The organism is Klebsiella sp. F11 (genome assembly GCF_056712265.1).
The window spans coordinates 4,980,196-5,002,671 of the sequence record NZ_CM160060.1; the positions used below are offsets into that span (position 1 = coordinate 4,980,196).

Sequence of the window (22,476 nt, forward strand, 5' to 3'; positions counted from 1 at the left end):
GGAAATGAAATGACGCGCGTCACAACTTGATGAAGTTTAAGATAAATGCCCTCTCCCTGAACGGGAGAGGGGCGGAGGAAGCCGGGGCTACTGCCAGCCGTAGCGGCGGCTGTAGAAGCCTTTGACCATCTGGGTCAGGGTCATGTAGCCCGCCAGAATCGCAATCAGCCACGGGAAGTAGCTCAGCGGCAGCGCCTGCAGCTGCAAATAGCCCGCCAGCGGCGAGAACGGCAGCGCGATGCCGACCACCATTACCACCAGGGTCATGGCGAACAGCGGCCACGCGGCGCGGCTCTGGACGAACGGAATGCGTCGGGTACGGATCATGTGCACAATCAGCGTTTGCGACAGCAGCCCTTCAATAAACCAGCCCGACTGGAACAGCGTCTGCGCCTCCGGGACGTTGGCCTGGAAGACCCACCACATCAGGCAGAAGGTGAGAATATCGAAGATCGAGCTTATCGGGCCGAAGAAGACCATAAAGCGCCCCAGCTCGGCCGGGTTCCAGCGCTGCGGCTTACGGATCTGCTCATCGTCAACGTTATCAAACGGGATCGCCACCTGGGATACATCGTACAGCAGGTTCTGGATCAGCAGATGCAGCGGCAGCATCGGCAGGAACGGCAGAAATGCGCTCGCCACCAGCACGCTGAAGACGTTACCGAAGTTCGAGCTGGCGGTCATTTTGATGTACTTTAGCATGTTGGCAAAGGTGCGGCGCCCTTCGATCACCCCCTCTTCCAGCACCATCAGGCTCTTTTCCAGCAGGATGATATCCGCCGCCTCGCGGGCGATATCCACCGCGCCGTCGACGGAAATCCCGATGTCCGCGGCGCGCAGCGCCGGGGCGTCGTTAATCCCGTCGCCCATAAAGCCCACCACGTGCCCCTCGCGTTTGAGCAGCGTCACGATGCGCTCTTTATGCAGCGGCGCAAGGCGCGCAAACAGGGTGGTTCGTTTCGCCAGCGCCGCCAGCTCGTCATCGCTGAGCGCTTCAATCTGGCTGCCAATAACCACCTCTCCCGCGTCGAGGCCCACTTCATGGCACACCTTCGCCGCCACCAGTTCGCTATCGCCGGTGAGAATTTTGACGGTAATGCCGCTGGCCTTCAGCGCTTTCAGCGCCGGGGCGGTGGTCTCTTTCGGCGGATCGAGGAACGCGATATAGCCTTCGAGGATCAGATCCGACTCGTCGGCCCGCTGATAGTCCCCTTCCCGCGCCGGCAAATAGCGGGTCGCAACGGCCACCACGCGCAGCCCCTGGCGGTTAAGAGTGTCGGTGACGCGGCGGATACGGCGCAGCATGGTCTCGTCCAGCGGCACGATGTCGCCGTTGTAGCGAACCTGGGTCGAGACGTTGAGGATCTCCTGCAGCGCGCCTTTGCAGATCAGCTGATGCACATCGTCCTGTTCGCTCACCACCACCGACATCCGGCGGCGCTCAAAGTCGAACGGGATCTCGTCGATTTTCTGCCAGCGCTCGGACAGGCTGCGGGCAGACTCCTGCTCTACACCTTCCAGCACCGCCACATCGAGCAGATTTTTCAATCCGGTCTGGTAGTGGCTGTTCAGCCAGGCGCTGTGCAGTACGAGTTCACTGGTTTTACCGGACACATCGGTGTGGTTCTCCAGCACGATTTTGTCCTGGGTCAGGGTGCCGGTTTTATCGGTGCAGAGAATATCCATCGCGCCAAAGTTCTGGATGGCGTCGAGGTGTTTAACGATAACTTTCTGTTTCGACAGCTTCACCGCCCCGCGCGCCAGGGTCGAGGTGACGATCATCGGCAGCATTTCCGGCGTCAGGCCGACCGCCACCGACAGGGCGAACAGCGCCGCTTCCCACCAGTCGCCTTTAGTAAAGCCGTTGATCAGCAGCACCACCGGCGCCATCACCAGCATAAAGCGGATCAGCAGCATGCTGACGCGGCTGATGCCCTTCTGGAAGGCGTTGGGTTCGCTCTCCTGCTCGCTCACCCGCCCGGCCAGCTGGCCGAACCAGGTGCCGCCGCCGGTGGCGAAGACGATCGCCTGCGCCGTTCCGCTCACTACGTTGGTGCCCATAAAGCACAGGGTATCGCACTCAAGCGGGTTGCTCTGCTGCGGGTCGCGGCTGCGGGCCACTTTTTCCACCGGCAGCGATTCGCCGGTCAGCGAGGCCTGGGCGACAAAAAGATCGCGCGCCTGGAGGATGCGCAGGTCCGCCGGGATCATATCTCCCGCCGAGAGCTTAACGATATCCCCCGGCACCAGCCGATCGATAGGCAGCTCGCACCAGCGGCTTTCGCCCTGCTCGTTGACTACCCGCAGCACCGTGGCGGTGTTGCTGACCATCGCCTTCAGCGCATCCGCCGCTTTGGTGGAGCGGGCTTCCTGAATAAAGTTGAGCAGCGTGGAGATCCCGACCATCAGCGCAATCACGCCCGCGGCGAACAGGTCCTCCGTGGAGTAGGAGATGATGCCCAGCACGGTCAGCAGCAGGTTGAAGGGGTTGCGATAGCAGGTCCACAGATGCACCCACCACGGCGAAGGCTGCTGGGCGGGGATTTGGTTGTCGCCGTGCGCCGCAATTTTCTGCGCTACTTCGCCGGCGTTGAGCCCTTCCGGGTGGCTGTCGAAGGCGCGCCAGATTTCGTTTTCATCCATTGCCGCCACGTTCAGGCAGCGCTTACCCAGCGACTCCGGGATCGGCGCGCTGGCCAGATTGCGGGCATCGGGCAGCGGATCGCGCTGCACCAGGCGGTGTGGCAGGTGGCGGCTAAGCTGCGCAAACAGCTGCCGGGTAAAATTTTTCAGCATAAACAGTCCCTCCGCGCTCGCACGGCGAACGCAGCAAAAGCGACAGACACGGTAAAACATACCTGTCAGGCATTATTTTTTTATGGCAGGGACATCAAGGACGTCACTGCTTTACGCTTCCGGTAAAGCAGTGCTAAGCAGGCTTACCGGAAAGGGGTATAACTCCATCGAGGATGAGGAGTGGGATCGGGGTCCATAAAATCTCCGGTAAGTGAGTAAAAACGGCGCGGATTATACCGCGACCTGCGATCTATTTGTGGCGATTATGGCTATGGTAACCCCGCGTAACTAAACCAAACGTATACGCGGAGCCGTTGAGGCCTGTTCATCACGCGTTCAGCATTGCTGACCGCATTAGCGCCGCCAGCGCATCGCCCAGCGCCGTCGCCATTTCGCCTAAGGCCTGCTTTGTCTCTTCATACTCTCCCGGCAGCCGATCGAACCACGGGCAGGTAATCACCGCATGGGCGTAGCTATCCGGCCCGAAAACCGGCCATGAGGCCGACGTCAGCCCAATAATGCGATCGTGGGGGATTTCCGCAAATCCCTGGGATTTGATGCGCGAGAGCTGCTCGACCATCTCCCCGCGTAGCGCCGTATCCAGCGCGTAATGACGAATCAAACGCCAGCTATCCTGGTCGCTGGCGAAGGCCAACAGCACCAGCGATGAGCTCGAGCGGATGGTATGCAGTAGCGCGCCTTCCCTGGCGCTGATCGCCGGGGCGAAGTCCGGATGACGATGGGCGATGACCACCACCCGATCGTCCCGTAGCCCGGCCAGATGACAGGGCTGATTGGTGCGCCAGGTGAAGTCTTTCATCAGCTGCTGGCAGCGTTCCGACTGCGCCAGCTGCTCGATATAGCGGTACTGACGGGTGAAGGAGAGTTTATCGGTCAGATGATAATAGCGCCGCGCATCCTGCCTGAGGTACCCCTCCTCTTCCAGACACTGAATAATCCGGAACAGGTGGTTGAAGGAGAGGCTGAGCGCCTGGCTTATCTCCCCCATCGTCATGGGGACGCCTGACGCCGATAAATATTCCAGTACGCGTAAACCCCGGCTAAGCGCCGGGGCTCGATAATCGGTCATAACGCTCCTTTCTGTGGCGTATCGGTATGGTGCAGCGGATCGTGGTCATCGCTGCGCCGGTGCAAATAGCGAATCGTCAATAGCGTTACCGCGCAGCCGATGGCCATACACCCGCCTAAATAGTACATCGGGGCGCTGACGCTCCCCGTCAGGTCGCGTACCGCCGGAACGGTATTCTGCGCGAAGAAGCCGCCGAGGTTAGCCAGCGAGTTTATCGCCGCTAATCCGGCCGCTGCCGCCGAACCGCCTAAAAACCGCGTCAGGGTCCAGAAGCAGGGCTGAATTGAGAATATAGCCATAATAACCAGGGTTATGCATAAAAAACTTAGCCAGGGCGTGGTGATGAACAGCGCGCTGCCGGCAAGGAAAATAGCGGCCACCAGCATCGGCAGGGCAATATTTTTCACCGGATCGGAGGTCCGCGCCGAATTGCGCGTCATCCACCAGAGCAGCAGCATCGCCATCAGCCAGGGGATCATGTTGATCAGCCCGTTGGTCATATCGGATACGCCAAACCCTTTGACAATGGTTGGCATCCAGTAGCTCAAACCATAGGCGCCGAAGGAAATAAAGCCCAGCACCAGCGCCAGCAGCAGCACCCGCGCGTCTTTCAACGTTTTCAGCACGCCGTTCACCTGACGATCCCGGTCCCGGCTCTGCTCCTGCTGCAGCATCGCCTCAAGCCAGTCCTTTTCCTCCGCGCTCAGAAAGCGGGCTTTTTCCGGCGTATCGGGCAGCAAAAACAGGACCGGAATAATAAACAGCAGCGCCGGCAGCCCGGTGCCAATGAAAATCCACTGCCAGCCTTCAAGATTCAATATGCCGTGAATGCTTAACAGCGCGCCGTTAATCGGAGCCCCGATCAGATTCGCCGCGAGGCTGGCCATAATCAGATAGCCCACCACCCGGGGACGATACGCCAAAGGAAACCAGCGGGTCATGTAATAAAGCAGGCCGGGATACAGGCCCGCCTCGGCGGCGCCCAGGCAAAAGCGTAAAACATAAAACATGCTGGCGCTGGTGGTAAAAGCCATTAAAACCGTAATCGCGCCCCACGTCAGCATAATCCGGGCAAACCACAGGCGGGCGCCAACTTTATGCAGCATGATATTGCCCGGGACTTCAAATAATAAATAGCCGATAAAGAATAACGATGCGCCAAGACCATAGGCGGTTTCGCTCAATGAAAGGCTTTCCGCCATATGAAGTTTTGCAAATCCTATATTCTGCCGATCGATATAGGCAATAACGTAGAGCATCACCATGATCGGTATTATTTTCACTGAAATTTTCTTTATCGTCGTTCTTTCGATACGACCGTCTGCAGAACACATAGTTGTATCCTTAATTTAGTTCTTCAAATAATGATGTCGCTACATAACCGTGATGGCAGAATAAAAGCGTGAAGAATCGCGAAACGGCGGTTACATAATACCGAACTTATCAAACGCCTCGACGGTACTCATGCCCTTTCTCAGCGCGAGCAGCACTTCATTTTCACCTTTGGCTTTTTCAAAGGCCCCGTGGAAGGCGTCGTCCACCGCCTCCGCAGGGATCACCAGCACGCCGTCGCGGTCGCCAAAAATCACATCGCCAGGCGCAACCCGTACGCCGTCCAGTTCAATAGGCACGCGCCAGTCAACCACCTTGCCGCGCGGCCCCTGATCCTGCGCGTAGCTGCCGAAGGAGGCTACCGGGAAGCCGAGATCCAAAATTTCATTGCTGTCCCGATGGTAGCCATGAATGACGGCGCCCGCCGCCCCGCACTGCATGGCGCGGGTTGACATCAACCCTCCCCATTGCGCATAGCGCGGCGAGCCGCCCGCACAAATATAAACCTCGTTCTTTTGCAGGTAATGCCTCCAATCAGTAGAACATGTACTTTTCGATGAAGGCACCGATGACCTTTTCGTGCAATTCGATGGAACGTGAAAAACATATTGTTTTGCGTGCCAGCCGCTTGATACGGGTTCGCAGCGTCAGATTGTTTCGCTCAATGCGCTGTGTGAAAATTTTACCAGTCAGATGTATCTCCTTCGGCACCTCTCTGGCATAACTGCCCCAGTTATCGCTGGTAATCATGCCGATGCTAAAGGGCGTCAACAGGGCCAACAGTTCCCGACATGTCTCATCGGTACGTGGGCCGAAAGTATAAGCCAGTACGCCACCCGTTTTGGTATTGTAAGCATACCAGAGCCAGTGCTGCCGGGCTTTACTGCCAACAAAGCCCCACTGCTCATCAAGCTCGCAGATGAGTGCCACATCGGCATGAGCGACAGGAGAAGCGGTTATCCGGGACGGCGAGAGCTTTTTAATGTCCGTATGACGGTATTGATACCGACCTTAAGAACTCTGGCGGTATCGCGGACGCCGGCACCGTTGTGTGCCAGTTCAACTATCTGTTCTTTTACACCGGGTTTTCTGGCTTCATAGGTATAAGCCAGCTGAAAAACGCGGCGACATGACCGGCAACGAAAGCGCTCGTGCCCGGAACAGCTGTGCCCATGGCGATAAACAGAATCGGAATGGCAACGAGGACAATGAACAGTAACGGTAGCCATAGAAAGCCCTAAATACCAGTAGCATATCATGGTTTTCTATCGATTGAAGGCATTACCCTTTTGCAGATCGTCCAGCGCGTGAAACATTAAGCCGAACGGCTTTTCGCTGAGCGTATTATGGCCCGGGACGCTTTGCTGGAAATAATCCGCCTCAAGAACCGGCATCGCCCGGCCAATAATAATCATATTTGCATCAATCGGTTTTAACTGCGGTGATAAAAACTGATGGAGTAATCCCATTGAATCCAGAATATCCCCCACTAATGCAACAAAGAGCTTTTCTTTTGCTAATGCAAATAACGTTTCATCATCGGACCAGGAGTGGCTCATAACATTTCCTCTGTTCATTATTCAGGATGGGGTTCACGTTTAATTTCGCTACCTGATTTACCCGGTAAAAAATTCAGGTCAGCGCCGGTATGGGCCTGCTGTACCGTCTGGATATAAAGGCTGGCGTAGCCGCGGGGATAATCAGGATATACCTGCGGTCTGTTTTCTTTACGCTTGCTCAGTTCGCTCTCGCTGACGTGCAGCGTCAGCCGGCGCTCGCGGCAGTTCAGCTCAATCATGTCGCCGTTCTCCACCAAAGCCAGGGTCCCGCCGATGGTCGATTCCGGGCTGACGTGCAGGACAATCGTGCCAAATGCGGTGCCCGACATGCGCCCGTCCGAGATGCGCACCATATCGCGCACGCCCTGCTGCAGGATCTTCAGCGGCAGGCCAAAATTACCGACTTCCGGCATCCCCGGATAACCCTTTGGCCCCACGCCCTTCAGCACCAGAATATCGTCGGGCCGCACGTCCAGGTTCGGGTCATTGATGCGCCGGTTATAATCTTCGATATTCTCGAAAACGACCGCCCGCGCGGTATGGTTGAGCAGCGCCGGCGTCGCGGCCGAAGGCTTTATCACCGCGCCGTCGGCGCAAAGGTTGCCCTTCAGCACGATCGTTCCGGCGTCATCCAGCAGTGCCTTTTGCCGCGGCGTAATCACGCGCTCGTTTAAAATCGCCGCCTCGCGGTAGTTTTCCTGCAGGGTTTTGCCGTTGCACTGCAGCGCCCGGGTATGCAGCTTGTCGGTAAGCTGGCCGATCACCGCCGGAACGCCGCCCGCGTAGTAGAAATCCTCCATCAGAAACTCTCCCGACGGCTTCAGGTTCGCCAGCAGCGGAACGTTCTGGCTAAAGCGGTCAAAATCCTCCAGCGTCAGCGGTACTTCGATGCGCCCGGCCAGCGCAAGAAGGTGCAGGATAAAGTTGGTAGAGCCGCCGATGGCGGCATTGACGACGATAGCGTTCTGGAAAGCCTCGCGGGTCAGGATCTGCGACATGCGCAGATCCTCTTTCACCATCTCGACAATACGGCGGCCGGACAGGCGGGAGACCCGCCGACGCGCGGCGTCAACGGCGGGAATGGCGGCCGAGCCCGGGAGCGACATGCCCAGCGCCTCGACCATGCAGGAGAGCGTGGACGCGGTACCCATCGTATTGCAGGCGCCGGGGCTGCGCGACATGGCGTTTTCCACCTCGTCAAATTCGGCCTGGCTCATCAGGCCTGCGCGCAGGTCCTCGCTAAATTTCCACAAATCGGTGCCGGAGCCGATATCCGCACCGCGATATTTACCGTTGAGCATCGGCCCGCCGCTGACCACCAGCGTCGGCAGATCAACGCTGGCCGCGCCCATCAGGCAGGATGGCGTCGTTTTGTCGCAGTTGGTGAGCAGCACCACGCCGTCAATGGGGTTCGCGCGAATCGACTCTTCAACGTCCATGCTGGCAAGGTTGCGAAACAGCATGGTCGTCGGCTTCATTAGCGCTTCGCCAAGCGACATCACCGGAAACTCAAAAGCCACGCCGCCCGCTTCGAGAACGCCCATTTTGACCTGCTCGGCAAGATCGCGTAGATGCGCGTTGCAGGGAGTTAATTCAGACCAGGTATTACAAATCCCGATAACCGGGCGACCATCAAAAATATCATTGGGCAGCCCCTGATTTTTTAACCAGCTTCTGGCAATAAACCCTGATTTATCCTTACGTCCAAACCACGTCTGGCTACGATATTTCTTCATTACGCTGCGCTCATTTTCCAGAAAAGGTGGGAGTTAGCGGCAGTGTAATTGATGTGGCGATCCCGTCAATTCGCCGCCAGATACGGGCAAAAGCCGCCGTTTGTGAGTGAACAAATAGAATCTTCGCCCCCGCTTGCCCCACGCTTTTACGGGTAAAAGTTAAAAATGTCCCATCGCCATTGTTGGTAAAAATATTATTTAATATCAGATCAATACAGTCAGGTTGCTTTTTTAAGGTTTCATATATAAAAGTTAAATTCCCGCGAATTAATAGCGAAAATGTGATCTGTATCGAAGTAGCCGCCGCGGTCTGGGCAGCGGCTGGCGCAATAAGCGGCGCAAAGAGTCCGCGGATCCGCTCCTGGGCATAAACCAGACTTTGCTCATTGCCGCCTGGTTGAGTAGCATTAGGCTCAATTTAATCGGACCACCGCGAGAATCCTGCATGCAAAACCGGCTGACCATCAAAGATATCGCGCGCTTAAGCGGCGTCGGGAAATCGACGGTATCGCGCGTGCTCAATAATGAAAGCGGCGTTAACGAGCGCACCCGCGAGCGCGTGGAAGCGGTCATGCAGCAGCACGGCTTCTCGCCCTCCCGCTCCGCGCGCGCCATGCGCGGTCAGAGCGACAAGGTGGTGGCGATTATCGTCACCCGTCTGGACTCGCTGTCGGAAAACCTCGCCGTGCAGACCATGCTGCCCGCTTTCTACGAGCAGGGTTACGATCCGATTATGATGGAGAGCCAGTTCTCCCCGGCGCTGGTTAGCGAGCACCTCAGGATCCTCGCCCGCCGCCACATCGACGGCGTGGTGCTGTTCGGCTTCACCGGCATTACCGAAGAGATGCTCACGCCGTGGCGCGAAACCCTGGTGCTGCTGGCCCGCGACGCGCCGGGCTTCGCCTCGGTCTGCTACGACGACGACGGCGCGGTGAAGATGCTGATGCAGCGCCTCTACGATCGCGGCCATCGCCATATCAGCTTCCTCGGGGTGCCGCACAGCGACGTCACCACCGGCCAGCGCCGTCATCAGGCCTATCTCGATTTCTGCCGGCAGCACCGGCTCACCCCCACCGCCGCGCTGCCTGGCCTCGCCATGAAGCAGGGTTATGAAAACGTCGCCAGCGTCCTCGGCGCCGACAGCAGCGCCCTGCTTTGCGCCACCGATACCCTCGCTCTTGGCGCCAGCAAGTACTTACAGGAGCAGCGCATCGATAGCCTGCAGATCGCCAGCGTCGGCAGCACGCCGCTGATGAAGTTCCTGCACCCGGAAATTCTCACCGTCGATCCGGGCTACGCCGAGGCCGGACGCCAGGCGGCGCGGCAGCTGATCGAGCAGATCGCCGGCAGCGCTAACCCCCGTCAAATCGTCATTCCCGCGACCCTGATTTAATCCCGTCGGCAGGATTTATGTGATCGTGGCTGCGTTTCGGGAACGTTCCCATTTTGCAAATGAAGCGGAGCGGTTAGGATTCGTCTCAGTTCATTACGCAATCTCTTCCCTCTGTTTTGAGGCCTCACAATGAGTAAAGTAAATCAGCAGGACATCGATAAATTAATCGAACTGGTGGGCGGGCGTGACAACATCGCCACCGTCAGCCACTGTATTACCCGTCTGCGCTTTGTGCTGAATAATCCGGCCATCGCCAGGCCGAAAGATATTGAGCAGCTGCGCATGGTGAAGGGCTGCTTTACCAACGCCGGCCAGTTCCAGGTGGTGATCGGCACAGACGTGGACGATTACTACAAGGCGCTGCTGGCCACCACCGGCCAGGCCTCCGCTGATAAAGAGCAGGCCAAACAGGCCGCGCGGCAAAACATGAAGTGGCACGAGCAGCTGATCTCGCACTTTGCCGAGATCTTCTTCCCGCTGCTGCCGGCGCTGATCAGCGGCGGCCTGATCCTCGGCTTCCGCAACGTGATCGGCGATCTGCCGATGAGCAACGGCCAGACGCTGGCGCAAATGCACCCGTCGCTGAAAACGATCTATGACTTCCTGTGGCTGATTGGCGAAGCCATCTTCTTCTACCTGCCGGTCGGCATCTGCTGGTCCGCGGTGCGGAAAATGGGCGGCACGCCGATCCTTGGCATCGTGCTGGGCGTCACGCTGGTTTCTCCCCAGCTGATGAACGCCTATATGCTCGGTCAGCAGGTACCGGAAGTGTGGAACTTCGGCCTGTTTACCATCGCCAAAGTGGGCTATCAGGCACAGGTGATCCCGGCGCTGCTGGCGGGCCTGGCGCTGGGCTTTATCGAAACGCGAATGAAGCGCATCGTGCCTGACTATCTCTACCTGGTAATAGTGCCGGTATGCTCCCTGATCCTGGCGGTGTTCCTTGCTCATGCCTTTATCGGCCCGTTCGGCCGCATGATCGGCGACGGCGTGGCCTTTGCGGTGCGTCACCTGATGACCGGCAGCTTCGCGCCGATTGGCGCCGCGCTGTTCGGCTTCCTGTATGCGCCGCTGGTTATTACCGGCGTCCATCAGACCACCCTGGCTATCGATATGCAGATGATTCAGAGCATGGGCGGTACGCCGGTGTGGCCGCTGATTGCTCTCTCCAACATCGCCCAGGCCTCGGCAGTGGTCGGCATTATTATCGCCAGCCGCAAGCAGAATGAGCGTGAAATCTCCGTCCCGGCGGCGATCTCCGCCTTCCTCGGGGTGACCGAGCCGGCAATGTACGGCATTAACCTCAAGTACCGCTTCCCGATGCTCTGCGCCATGATCGGCTCCGGCCTCGCCGGGCTGCTGTGCGGCCTGAACGGCGTGATGGCGAACGGGATCGGCGTCGGCGGCCTGCCGGGCATCCTCTCCATCCAGCCGACCTACTGGCAGGTTTACGGCCTGGCAATGGCTATCGCCGTCGTCGTGCCGATTGTTCTCACGACCTTCGTGTACCAGCGCAAATTCCGCCAGGGCACCTTGCAGATTGTCTGACTTTATCTTCCTTTCGGGGCGCGAATGCGCCCCCTCGTTGTAGCAGGAAAGCACTATGAATACCCTTCCCCTCTGGTGGCAAAACGGCGTTATTTATCAAATCTATCCGAAGAGTTTCCAGGATACGACCGGCAGCGGTACCGGCGATCTGCGTGGGGTCACCGCGCGGCTCGACTACCTGCGCAAGCTCGGCGTGGACGCCATCTGGCTGACCCCGTTCTACGTCTCGCCGCAGGTGGATAACGGCTACGATGTGGCGAACTATACCGCCATCGATCCGGCCTACGGCACGCTGGCTGATTTTGACGAACTGGTGGCCGAGGCGAAAGCGCGCGGCATCCGTATCGTGCTGGATATGGTCTTCAACCATACCTCGACCGCCCACGCCTGGTTCCGCGAGTCGTTAAATAGAGAGAGCCCGTACCGCCAGTTTTATATCTGGCGCGACGGCGAGCCCACCGCTGCGCCGAACAACTGGCGATCGAAGTTCGGCGGCAACGCCTGGCAGTGGCACGCCGAAAGCGGCCAGTACTATCTGCACCTGTTCGCCGCCGAGCAGGCGGACCTCAACTGGGAAAACCCGGCCGTGCGCGCGGAGCTCAAAAAGGTCTGCGAATTCTGGGCCGACCGTGGCGTTGACGGCCTGCGCCTCGACGTGGTCAACCTGATCTCTAAAGACCAGACATTCCCCTCCGACGAGCTGGGCGACGGCCGCCGTTTTTATACCGACGGCCCGCGCGCGCACGAATTCCTGCAGGAGATGAGCCGCGACGTCTTCACCCCGCGCGGCCTGATGACGGTTGGGGAGATGTCCTCCACCACCCTGGAACACTGCCAACAGTACGCGGCGCAGGAGGGCCAGGAGCTGTCGATGACCTTTAACTTCCATCACCTGAAGGTGGACTATCCCGGCGGCGAAAAATGGAGCCTCGCGCGTCCTGACTACGTGGCGCTGAAGGCGCTGTTCAGCCACTGGCAGCAGGGGATGCACAACCGGGCGTGGAACGCGCTGTTCTGGTGTAACCACGATCAGCCGCGCATCGTTTCGCGCTTCGGCGACGAGGGAGAATATCGGGTTCCGACGGCCAAAATGCTGGCGATGGTGCTGCACGGCATGCAGGGCACCCCCTATATCTACCAGGGGGAAGAGATTGGCATGACCAATCCGCACTTCTCGCGTATCAGCGACTATCGCGACGTCGAAAGCCACAACATGTTTATTGAACGTTCGGCGCAGGGGCAGGCGCCCGACGAGCTGCTGGCGATTCTGGCCAGCAAATCCCGCGACAACAGCCGGACGCCGATGCAGTGGAACGGCCGCGAGAACGGCGGCTTCAGCGAGGGCGAACCGTGGATCGCGCTGTGCGATAACTATCGCCACATCAACGCCGAGGCGGCGCTGGCCGATCCTGATTCGGTGTTTTATGCCTATCAGCAGCTGATCGCCCTGCGCAAAAGCACGCCGCTGCTGACCTGGGGCGACTATCTCGATCTTTGCGCGGAGCATCCAACGCTGTGGTGCTATCGCCGGCAGTGGCAGGGGCAAACGCTGGTGGTGGTGGCCAACCTGAGTCGTGAATTCCAGAACTGGCAGCCGGATGAGATGAAGGGCGAGTGGCGGGTATTGATGAGCAACTACGCGGAAGCGGCGAATCGCCCGGCGGCCATGACTCTGCGTCCGTTTGAAGCCGTGTGGTGGCTGCAGGCGTAAGAGCGACGTCCGCTCTCGCGCTGCGCTTAGCCGGGCTACGTTACGGTGGCCCGGACTGGCGCAGCGCGCCGCCGCTGTCGTCAGGCTCTGTCGGCCGTTGACAGCGCGCTGCCGGCCTCCTCGCGGGTCGAGGCGTGCTCCTCTTTCGCCTTCAGGCGATCCCACGCCCGGAAGAACGGATAGTAAACCACCAGCGAAATCGTCAGGTTCACCACCTGCAGAATGGTCCCGGAAATATGCCCGCCGGTTGCCAGATAGCCGCTAATAAAAATCGGCGTGGTGAACGGCAGCGCAATCCCCGCCGGCGGAGCAACCAGCCCGGTCGCCATCGCGGTATAGGAGACGATCACCAGCAGTACCGGCGTCAGAATAAACGGCAGGAAAAAATAGGGGTTCATCACCAGCGGAATGCCGAACACCATCGGCTCGCTGATATTAAACAGCGCGCCGGGCGCGGCGATTTTCCCCAACTGCTTCATCTGCTGACTGCGGCTTCTGAACAGCATAAAGAGCACCAGCCCCAGCAGGGCCCCGGTACCGCCAGGAGCAATCCACAGATCGTAAAACTGCTGCGTAATGATGTGCGGGATCGGCCGGCCGTTCTGGAACGCGGTGAGGTTTTCCGACATATTCGACAGCCATACCGGCTGAATAAATACCAGCACGATGGCATCCCCGTGCAGCCCCAGCGTCCACAGGATGCCGATCAGGATAACCGAGAAGATCATCCCCGGCAGCGTGCCGCCGACGTGGTGCATCGGAATGCCGATAATGGTCGAGATCATGCTGTTAATGTCGCCGAATGGCGAAGCTTCGACGATCAGGCGCAGCGCCAGCACCGCCGCCAGCACGCAGAAGCCGGGGATCAGCGCGAGGAACGATTTCGCCACCGCCGGCGGGACGCCGTCCGGCATGCGGATCACCAGGTTGCGGCCGGCGACAAAGCGATAAATCTCGGTGGAGAGCAGCGAAATCACGATGGCAACAAACAGCCCCTGGCTGCCGACCATTCCGACCGGGATCACCCCTTTGACCACTTCCGCCGCGCCGTGCGCCGGCGTAAACAGGGTATTTTGCGGGATCGTCATCACGAAGGCGACCAGCGACATCGCCCCGGCGGTCAGCGGATCGAGCGTGCGGTACTTCTCCGCCAGCCGGTAGGCGATGCCGAAGCTCGATATCAGCGCCATAATGTCGTAGGTCGCTTTGACCGGATAAAGAATTTTATCGCGCCAGACGTCGCCGAACAGACCGCTCATCATATCGGCATAGCCGGGAATGGGCAGATAGGCGAAGATCAGGAAAAATGAACCAATCAGCATAAACGGCATGTTCAAAATAATGCCGTCGCGCACCGACAGGACGTGCTTTTGCCCGGCGATTTTCAGCGCCGCGGGCATGACGTAACGTTCAATCCACGTAGTGTTCGACATGAGACGATCCCCAAAGGAAATAACGGTCAGTTAAATTGCGTCAGCCATTGACGGTTGATGGTTAGGACTTCGTCCAGCAGCGCCTGCGCGTCGGTGACGTTGCCCACCAGCGGATTGGTCACCAGCGCCAGCAACGCGCTATCGCGACAGCCGTGTACGGCGGCTTCAATGGTCAGGCGCTCGAAGGCCTTCACCTGCTGCGTCAGGCCGTTCATCGCCGGAGGCAGCGCACCAAAGGCCAGCGGGCGGGCGCCCTGGGCATCAATAATGCTGTTGGTTTCCACCACCGCATCATCGTCCAGGCCGTGAATCGCCCCGTTGTTGCGGGTATTCACCACCATCTCTTTGCCGAGATTGTTATGAATCGCGTTGATTAACTCCACGGCCACTTCCGAGTACCAGGCGCCGCCGCGGAAGCTGAGCTGCTCCGGCTTCTCATCGAGGGCCGGATTGGCGTATAGCTTGAACAGCTCCTGCTCGACCTTCATCACCTGCTCGGCGCGGGTGCCTTTGGTTTTTGCCGCCTCGATCTCCTCCGCCAGCATCGCCGGCGTCAGCCAGAAGTAGCGATGATAGGGGCAGGGAATAGCGTTCAGCGCGCGCAGGAACGGCGCCGGCCACGGCAGCTCTTTGATATTGTTCATCGACAGCGCCTGGCCATCGCACAGCATATCGATGACCTTACGGGTCACGTCTTCGCGCCCCTGCATCACTTTATGCACCCATACCATATGGTTGAGCCCGGCAAAACGCAGGTTAACCTGTTCTTCTTTCGCCCCCAGCATGCCGGTAATCATGTGTTGCATATTAATCGGCACGTTGCACAGGCCGATAATCTTCGCCTTGCTGTAGCGGCTCACCGCCTCGGTGACAATCCCGGCCGGGTTGGTAAAGTTGAGGATAAACGCCTGCGGCGCCAGCTGCTCAACCTTGCGCGCCACCTCAAGGAGCACCGGGATCGTACGCAGCGCTTTGGCGAATCCGCCCACGCCGGTGGTTTCCTGGCCCAGCAGGTTATACTTCAGCCCGAGGCGCTCGTCGCCGGCCCGCGCCGCCAGCTGCCCGACGCGCAGCTGGGTCAGCACGAAGCTGGCCCCGCGGATCGCCTCGTCGAGCTCGAAGTGGACGCTGACGGTAACGTGCTCCAGCCCTTTACGGGTGAGCATCCGGCGCGTCAGCGCGGCGATAATCTCAACCTTCTCCCTGCCTGATTCAACGTCAACCAGCGCCAGCTCCGTTACCGGAAGCTGTTCATAACGAACGATAATTCCTTCAATAAGCTCCGGCGTATAGCTACTACCGCCGCCAATAACGGTAATTTTTAGTGCTTGCATAGAGACCTCTTTCGGCATGCAGAAAGCCGCGCGCGGTCGACGTGAGCGCGCGTGATAGTTTCGGGATGTGAGAGAAAAAATCAGGGATGAAGCAGCGCGAGCGCCTTATCAAGCACCGCCGCGCCGCGCATCATGCCGTAGTCGGCCATATCGATCACCGCGACCGCTTTTCCGTGCGGGGCGGCCAGCGCGCTCAGGCGTCCGGCCTCATATTTCACCTGCGGTCCCAGCAGGATCACATCGGCGTTGGCCAGCTCGCGCTCAAATTCCGCCACCGCCACCGCATAGATATCCAGCGACAGCGCGCGCTGCTGCGCCTCGGCTTTCATCTTCGTCACCAGCATGCTGGTCGACATCCCTGCTGCACAGCACAGAACGATTCGTTGCATGACCTCTCCCCCAGATGGATTTATGACCTCGCCCGTTAGGGCCTCAGCGAATATATTGTTAAGATTGCGTGAAAGTGAAGGCTATATGAAAATAATTTTCATCGATGTGATCGAAACGTAATTTTTGATCATTATCGCTGACGCTGTTTGCCCGATTAACGGCGAAACCATAGGAAATACCTTGGGCTGATGCTATAAATAGGCACAGGCGGTAAGTGAAAAATATTTTCAAAGTGATGTTCTGCAGAAAGGGACGGTCAGGATGGATATCGTAGGTCAGTTGCAGCAAGGGCTGGTGCGTTTTAGCGCCCAGGAGTCGCGGGTTGCGGCATTTATTCTGGAAAATTTGAGCTTTACCGCCAGCGCGTCCATCGATGAACTGGCCGCCAGCGCCGGCGTCAGTCCGGCCACCATCACCCGCTTCGCCCGCTCGGTCGGCTGCGAGGATATTCGCGATCTTCGCAAGCAGCTGGCGCAGGCCAGCGAGCGCCGGACCAGCTGGGCGAGCCCGAATAGCCACGCCCTGCCCGCCGCCTGGCGCGACAGGCTGGGCTATCTTGGCGATACGCTTACCCGGCAGCTGGCGCAAACTTCTGAGGCGGCGGTCGAAAAGCTCAAATCCCGCCTGCTGACCGCGCGCGCCGTACACTGCTTCGCGCTCGGCGCCCAGGATGTCGCGCTGGCCACGCTGCTGCAGCACCAGCTGCTGCCCTCCGGTATCGCCATCAACCTGTGCCAGGACAGCGCCCTGATGCGCATGACGGCCTCGACGCTGAGCGACGACCACCTGCTGCTGGTGCTGGTCACCGCCGGCGCGGACGCTATTTTGCAAAGCGCGACCCTGCAGGCGCGAACCCAGGGAGTGACCATCATCGCCCTGACGCCGGAAAACCACGCCCTGGCCAACATGGCCGCCGGGATTATCCCGCTCCCCGATAGCCCGCAGCAGGCCCGCTACGCCCTGCTGCTGCTGGTCGATCTGCTTAACGATACGCTGATTGCCTGAGCCGCAATGCCTGCCGCCTTCCCGGGCGGCCTGCTGAGATTTTTATGCTTGTTTTTTAAGCAAATAAATTTACATTTAGCGCAAGCGCCCACCATCCGTACTCTCACCTTTTTACTTTGTCCTGCGTCAATAAAATCGCAAACATCTTTGATGCAAATCACTACATGTAGAACTTAAAATGCGTTCCGGCCCTATATATTGTATTAATCGTCTATTATGTCGACACAGCCCATCGTACTCAGGCGGTGGTGGGATGTGGATAAAATGGTCCGGAACCGAAGGAAGACGGCGGCGGCTATAGTCCCTCGCGCCCTCGGTATACCTTCCGCCTCTGTGGATAACCTGTTCTATAAATATGGAGTGATCATGACACCGCATGTGATGAAACGAGATGGCTGCAAAGTGCCGTTTAAGTCAGAGCGCATTAAAGAAGCAATTCTGCGTGCAGCTAAAGCAGCGGGAGTCGATGACGCAGACTATTGCGCCACCGTCGCAGAAGTCGTTAGCCAGCAAATGCAGAATCGGGCTCAGGTCGATATCAGCGAAATCCAGACCGCCGTTGAGAACCAGCTGATGTCCGGTCCGTGGAAGCAGCTGGCTCGCGCCTATATTGAATATCGCCACGATCGCGATATCGAGCGTGAAAAACGCGGCCGCCTGAACCAGGAGATACGCGGCCTGGTAGAGCAAACCAACTCGTCCCTGCTTAACGAAAACGCCAACAAAGACAGCAAAGTTATCCCAACCCAGCGCGACCTGCTGGCCGGGATTGTCGCCAAACACTACGCGCGCCAGCACCTGCTGCCGCGCGACGTGGTACAGGCGCACGAGCGCGGCGAGATCCACTATCACGATCTCGACTACTCGCCGTTCTTCCCGATGTTTAACTGCATGCTGATTGACCTCAAGGGTATGCTGACCCACGGCTTTAAAATGGGCAACGCCGAGATCGAGCCGCCGAAATCTATCTCTACCGCCACGGCGGTTACGGCGCAGATTATCGCCCAGGTCGCCAGCCATATTTACGGCGGGACTACCATTAACCGCATTGACGAAGTGCTGGCGCCGTTCGTGACCGAGAGCTGCAAAAAGCATCGTAAAATCGCCGAAGAGTGGCAGATCCCCAACGCCGAAGAGTATGCCCGCTCACGTACCGAGAAAGAGTGCTACGACGCCTTCCAGTCGCTGGAATACGAAGTAAATACCCTGCACACCGCCAACGGCCAGACGCCGTTCGTCACCTTTGGCTTCGGCCTCGGCACCAGTTGGGAATCGCGTCTGATTCAGCAATCGATTCTGCGCAACCGCATTGCCGGTCTGGGGAAAAACCGCAAAACCGCGGTGTTCCCGAAGCTGGTCTTCGCCATCCGCGACGGCCTGAACCACCGGTTCGGCGACGCCAACTACGACATCAAGCAGCTGGCGCTGGAGTGCGCGAGCAAGCGCATGTATCCGGATATCCTCAACTACGACCAGGTGGTGAAGGTCACCGGCTCGTTTAAAACCCCGATGGGCTGCCGCAGCTTCCTCGGCGTGTATGAAGAAAACGGCGAGCAGATCCACGATGGTCGCAACAATATCGGCGTGATTAGCCTCAACCTGCCGCGCATTGCGCTGGAAGCCAAAGGCGACGAAGCCGCCTTCTGGACGCTGCTCGACAGCCGCCTGGCGCTGGCTTATAAAGCGCTGATGACGCGGATTGCGCGTCTCGAAGGGGTGAAGGCCCGCGTTGCGCCGATTCTCTATATGGAAGGCGCCTGCGGCGTGCGCCTGAAGGCGGACGATGACGTGGCGGATATCTTTAAAAACGGCCGCGCGTCGATTTCGCTGGGCTATATCGGCATTCACGAAACCATCAACGCGCTCGCCGGCGGCCAGCATATGTACGATAGCGACGCGCTGCGTGAGAAAGGCATCGCCATCGTTAAACGCATGCGCGACGCCGTGGATCGGTGGAAGGAGGAGACCGGCTACGGCTTCAGCCTCTATAGCACGCCGAGTGAGAACCTGTGCGATCGCTTCTGTCGTCTCGATACCGCCGAGTTTGGCGTCGTCAGCGGCGTGACCGATAAGGGCTACTACACCAACAGCTTCCATCTCGACGTCGAGAAGAAGGTCAACCCTTACGACAAGATCGATTTCGAAGCGCCCTATCCGCCGCTGGCGAACGGCGGCTTCATTTGCTACGGCGAGTACCCGAACATTCAGCACAACCTGAAGGCGCTGGAAGACGTCTGGGATTACAGCTACCAGCACGTGCCGTACTACGGAACAAACACGCCCATCGACGAGTGCTACGAGTGCGGCTTTACCGGCGAGTTCGAGTGCACCAGCAAAGGGTTTACCTGCCCGAAATGCGGCAACCACGACGCGGCCCGCGTCTCGGTGACCCGCCGCGTGTGCGGCTATCTCGGCAGCCCTGACGCCCGCCCGTTCAACGCCGGCAAGCAGGAAGAAGTTAAACGCCGCGTTAAGCATTTGGGTAACGGGCAGATCGGTTAATTTCGAGCGATTTAGCCCCTCCCCCTCTCCCCAACGAGGAGAGGGGATCAATCAGTAGCCGTTTGACCATTCAGGAGCCGCTCCCGGATCGCGCCGCAAAGCGCTTTTTATCCAGGGCTACCGCCACTATATGGGTTTCCTCAAATCAGTTGGCGTTGTAGCAAGGCGGCAAGCGAGCAAGTCCCGGGGAGCTTACTGTAGTAAGTGACCTGGGCGCACGAGCGCAGCCAACGCCGCTACAGCGTCAAATGAGAAGAGGAAACAATGAATTATCATCAGTACTACCCGGTCGATATCGTCAACGGCCCCGGCACCCGCTGCACCCTGTTCGTCTCAGGCTGCGTCCACGAGTGCCCCGGCTGCTACAACAAGAGCACGTGGCGGCTCAACTCCGGCCTGCCGTTCACCACCGAAATGGCCGACCGCATCATCGCCGACCTCAACGACGCGCGCATTAAGCGCCAGGGAATCACCCTCTCCGGCGGCGATCCGCTGCACCCGCAGAACGTGCCGGAGATCCTCGCGCTGGTGCAGCGCATTCGCGCCGAGTGCCCGGGGAAGGATATCTGGATGTGGACGGGCTACAGGCTTGAGGAGCTCAACGACGCGCAGACGGCGGTGGTCGACCTGATTAACGTGCTGGTCGACGGCAAGTTCGTGCAGGATTTAAAGGACCCGATGCTTATCTGGCGCGGCAGCAGCAACCAGGTGGTGCATCATCTGCGCTAGCCGCGCTTAAAAGCGGCTGACGCACTCCATTGCCACGGTTTTAAATTCGTCAAAGCTGCCGGCGGCGGCAAGGCGGGCCATCGCCCGTTCGCGCAGGAAAGTCACGAAAATATCGTAGATCGCCATCGCCTCCTCATACTCGCTTTTGCTGATGGCCAGCAGGAAGATGAGATGAGCGGTTTCATCGCCCCAGACTATGCCGTTTGGGGCAATCACGGTATAGACCACCGTTTTTTTCGCCAGCAGCCCCAGGGCGTGCGGTAGAGCAATGCCGTCGCCAAACATGGTGCTGACGATGGCCTCGCGTTCGACAACTGAGTCATAAAACCCGGCATCAACAAAACCTTCCTGCTGCAGCTGCTGGCACAGCTCGGCGAACAGCGTCTGGCGATCGACGGGAGTGTCGATCACCCGGAAATGGGCCTCGTCGAAATACTTCTCCAGCATCCACGGGCGGGTTCTGTCCACCAGCACCAGCTTGCCGATCTGCTCCAGCTGATAATCCGTCGGGAACGGCGCGATGGTCACCACCGGCTTATCCTTTTCGCCGATGCGCACGGTGGAAATAACAAAATCCTCGGCAACGGCCGCAAGCTGATCGTACTCGCGCTGCGAAAGCGTGGCGGCGATCTCCAGCTGCGGATATTTACGCTGCAGGGTCGCTTCGATCATCCGCACCATCGCATTGCTGGTATCGCACACCAGCAGCACGCGCGGCTGGCGCTGATAGCCAATATTGTAGTGCCGCTCGAGGCCGACGCCGATGTGCAGCACCAGGAAACCGATCTCGTTTTCGCTGATCGCATAGGGGGTGTACTTTCCCCAGCTGGAGACCGCCGCCAGGGTCATATCCCACGCCATCGGGTAGTGCTGCTTGATGTTATCCAGCAGCGGATTGGGGATCATTATCTGGTAGCGCACCCGGGTAATCATGGTCTTAATATGGGTCAGCAGATCGGCATGCAGCTGGGCGTCATCGAGCAGGTTGTAGTTATACTGGGTATTGATGTAGCGCAGAATGTAGTTCACCAGCGCTTCGTCGTCGTCGGCGCTGATGGTGCCCGGATCGAGGTCCTGCACCTGACGGGCGGCAAGGTGCACGCACAGCCACTCCTCTTCCGCCGCGGAGAGCGCCTTCCCCGCCAGCTGCTGCAGCAGCCCGACCAGCTCCCGGGCGGCATCGCGCACGTTCTGCGCCACGTCTTCGGCGCTAAATTCGGCCAGCGGATAGCCCTCGCTGGCGCGGCGCACCACCACCGTGCTGTAGAGGCGGATAAAGCGCTCGCCTTCGTCAGTCAGGCGGACGTGGTGGCGGGTGAGGATCTCCTGCAGCTCGCGCGCCAACCGTTCGCGCACCTCGGCGCTCAGGCCGCCTTTATCAACCGGCAGCGGCAGTCCACCCTGCTGCGAATGCTCCCACAGAAGGTCGGTCAGGCAGGCACGAATCGATACTTCGCTGCCGAACAGCTTCATGCCGTGGCGCGGGCGAGTCTCCAGAGTCAGCTGGTAGCGCTGGAAACGTTCGCGCACCTCCACCATATCGCTCTGCAGCGTGGCGCGGCTGACGAACCACTCGTCCGCGAGCTCTTCGAGCTTTAGCGAAAAGGCCGAGGTCAAAAAGCGTATCAGTAAAAAGTTGATGCGATCCTGCGCGGTACGCGGAATATGCTGCGCCTTCGGGGCCGTTTCCGCCAGCGTCCGGTAGAGCGCCGGGTCGTCAACGTCGAGCCGATAGCCGCTGCCGCGGATCAGGATAAACTGCGCGCCGTAGGGCAACAGCAGCGCGTTAAGCGCCGTAATATCGGCGCGTACGGTACGGGTAGAAACTGACAGCCGCTGCGCCAGTTCATCCTGCGGCAGCGTTTCGTTTTGCAGCAGGCTAAACAGCTGTGCTAGACGTTGGTTGGGAAATCGCATG

The 22,476-nt window shown here is 59.0% G+C and carries 18 protein-coding genes; 6 read left to right on the forward strand and 12 right to left on the reverse strand.

Translation table 11 applies throughout. From position 1 onward, the window contains the following. Positions 1-87 precede the first annotated feature (87 nt). From mgtA to AC1M2H_RS24505, 8 genes are all read right to left on the reverse strand, one after another. Entirely contained in the window at positions 88-2,796 is a 2,709-nt protein-coding gene (gene mgtA, locus AC1M2H_RS24470; RefSeq protein WP_480149414.1) for a magnesium-translocating P-type ATPase, read from the reverse strand. Positions 2,797-2,939: 143 nt separating this feature from the next. After that, positions 2,940-2,993, reverse strand: coding sequence for a mgtA regulatory leader peptide MgtL (mgtL, locus tag AC1M2H_RS24475; protein WP_220432789.1), 54 nt, complete (start codon positions 2,991-2,993; stop codon positions 2,940-2,942). A 131-nt stretch (positions 2,994-3,124) separates the two neighbouring features. Then, complete coding sequence (locus tag AC1M2H_RS24480; protein WP_480149415.1) at positions 3,125-3,886, reverse strand: IclR family transcriptional regulator; 762 nt, start codon at positions 3,884-3,886, stop codon at positions 3,125-3,127. Continuing rightward, positions 3,883-5,169 carry an MFS transporter gene (locus AC1M2H_RS24485; protein ID WP_480149416.1) on the reverse strand — a complete coding sequence of 429 codons (1,287 nt, stop codon included), beginning with the start codon at positions 5,167-5,169 and terminating at the stop codon, positions 3,883-3,885. The genes AC1M2H_RS24480 and AC1M2H_RS24485 overlap by 4 nt, the downstream gene beginning before the upstream one ends. 141 nt (positions 5,170-5,310) lie before the next feature. Further along, positions 5,311-5,784 (reverse strand): RraA family protein, encoded by a 474-nt coding sequence (locus AC1M2H_RS24490; RefSeq protein WP_480149417.1) that lies wholly within the window; start codon positions 5,782-5,784, stop codon positions 5,311-5,313. Continuing rightward, positions 5,753-6,447, reverse strand: a protein-coding gene (locus tag AC1M2H_RS24495) for an IS1 family transposase (RefSeq protein WP_480147781.1) whose coding sequence is annotated in 2 segments (ribosomal slippage) — positions 5,753-6,201 and positions 6,201-6,447 — 696 coding nt in all. Because the reading frame shifts where the segments join, the coding sequence is not laid out codon by codon here. The genes AC1M2H_RS24490 and AC1M2H_RS24495 overlap by 32 nt, the downstream gene beginning before the upstream one ends. 36 nt (positions 6,448-6,483) lie before the next feature. Further along, a complete protein-coding gene (locus tag AC1M2H_RS24500) occupies positions 6,484-6,777 on the reverse strand; it encodes a hypothetical protein (RefSeq protein ID WP_480149418.1) in 294 nt (97 codons plus the stop codon). Positions 6,778-6,794: 17 nt separating this feature from the next. Then, a complete protein-coding gene (locus AC1M2H_RS24505; protein ID WP_480149419.1) occupies positions 6,795-8,513 on the reverse strand; it encodes an IlvD/Edd family dehydratase in 1,719 nt (572 codons plus the stop codon). 445 nt (positions 8,514-8,958) lie between these two features. Between AC1M2H_RS24505 and treR the strand changes: the two genes are divergently transcribed. From treR to treC, 3 genes are all read left to right on the forward strand, one after another. After that, entirely contained in the window at positions 8,959-9,906 is a 948-nt protein-coding gene (treR, locus tag AC1M2H_RS24510; protein WP_480149420.1) for a trehalose operon repressor TreR, read from the forward strand. A gap of 129 nt (positions 9,907-10,035) precedes the next feature. After that, positions 10,036-11,454: a PTS trehalose transporter subunit IIBC gene (gene treB, locus AC1M2H_RS24515; protein ID WP_480149421.1), complete on the forward strand. Its 1,419-nt coding sequence runs from the start codon at positions 10,036-10,038 to the stop codon at positions 11,452-11,454. Positions 11,455-11,509: 55 nt separating this feature from the next. Further along, on the forward strand, positions 11,510-13,165 hold the full coding sequence (gene treC / locus AC1M2H_RS24520; protein ID WP_480149422.1) for an alpha,alpha-phosphotrehalase: 1,656 nt from the start codon (positions 11,510-11,512) through the stop codon (positions 13,163-13,165). An 80-nt stretch (positions 13,166-13,245) separates the two neighbouring features. On the opposite strand, the gene celB is transcribed toward treC, so the two are convergent. From celB to AC1M2H_RS24535, 3 genes are all read right to left on the reverse strand, one after another. Next, entirely contained in the window at positions 13,246-14,598 is a 1,353-nt protein-coding gene (gene celB, locus AC1M2H_RS24525) for a PTS cellobiose transporter subunit IIC (protein WP_480149423.1), read from the reverse strand. Positions 14,599-14,624: 26 nt separating this feature from the next. Then, positions 14,625-15,932: a 6-phospho-beta-glucosidase gene (locus tag AC1M2H_RS24530; RefSeq protein ID WP_480149424.1), complete on the reverse strand. Its 1,308-nt coding sequence runs from the start codon at positions 15,930-15,932 to the stop codon at positions 14,625-14,627. Positions 15,933-16,012: 80 nt separating this feature from the next. Further along, positions 16,013-16,276 (reverse strand): PTS sugar transporter subunit IIB, encoded by a 264-nt coding sequence (locus tag AC1M2H_RS24535; protein ID WP_480152028.1) that lies wholly within the window; start codon positions 16,274-16,276, stop codon positions 16,013-16,015. Positions 16,277-16,583: 307 nt separating this feature from the next. On the opposite strand from AC1M2H_RS24535, the gene AC1M2H_RS24540 reads away from it, so the two are divergent. From AC1M2H_RS24540 to nrdG, 3 genes are all read left to right on the forward strand, one after another. Next, positions 16,584-17,327 (forward strand): MurR/RpiR family transcriptional regulator, encoded by a 744-nt coding sequence (locus AC1M2H_RS24540; RefSeq protein WP_480149425.1) that lies wholly within the window; start codon positions 16,584-16,586, stop codon positions 17,325-17,327. 366 nt (positions 17,328-17,693) lie between these two features. Beyond that, positions 17,694-19,829, forward strand: coding sequence for an anaerobic ribonucleoside-triphosphate reductase (gene nrdD, locus AC1M2H_RS24545; RefSeq protein WP_480149427.1), 2,136 nt, complete (start codon positions 17,694-17,696; stop codon positions 19,827-19,829). 264 nt (positions 19,830-20,093) lie between these two features. Further along, positions 20,094-20,558, forward strand: a complete 465-nt coding sequence (gene nrdG / locus AC1M2H_RS24550; protein ID WP_480149428.1) for an anaerobic ribonucleoside-triphosphate reductase-activating protein — start codon at positions 20,094-20,096, stop codon at positions 20,556-20,558. Between the two features lie 6 nt (positions 20,559-20,564). Here nrdG and AC1M2H_RS24555 read toward each other — a convergent pair whose 3' ends face one another. Then, a complete protein-coding gene (locus tag AC1M2H_RS24555; protein ID WP_480149429.1) occupies positions 20,565-22,475 on the reverse strand; it encodes a BglG family transcription antiterminator in 1,911 nt (636 codons plus the stop codon). Between the last annotated feature and the right edge of the window lies 1 nt (position 22,476).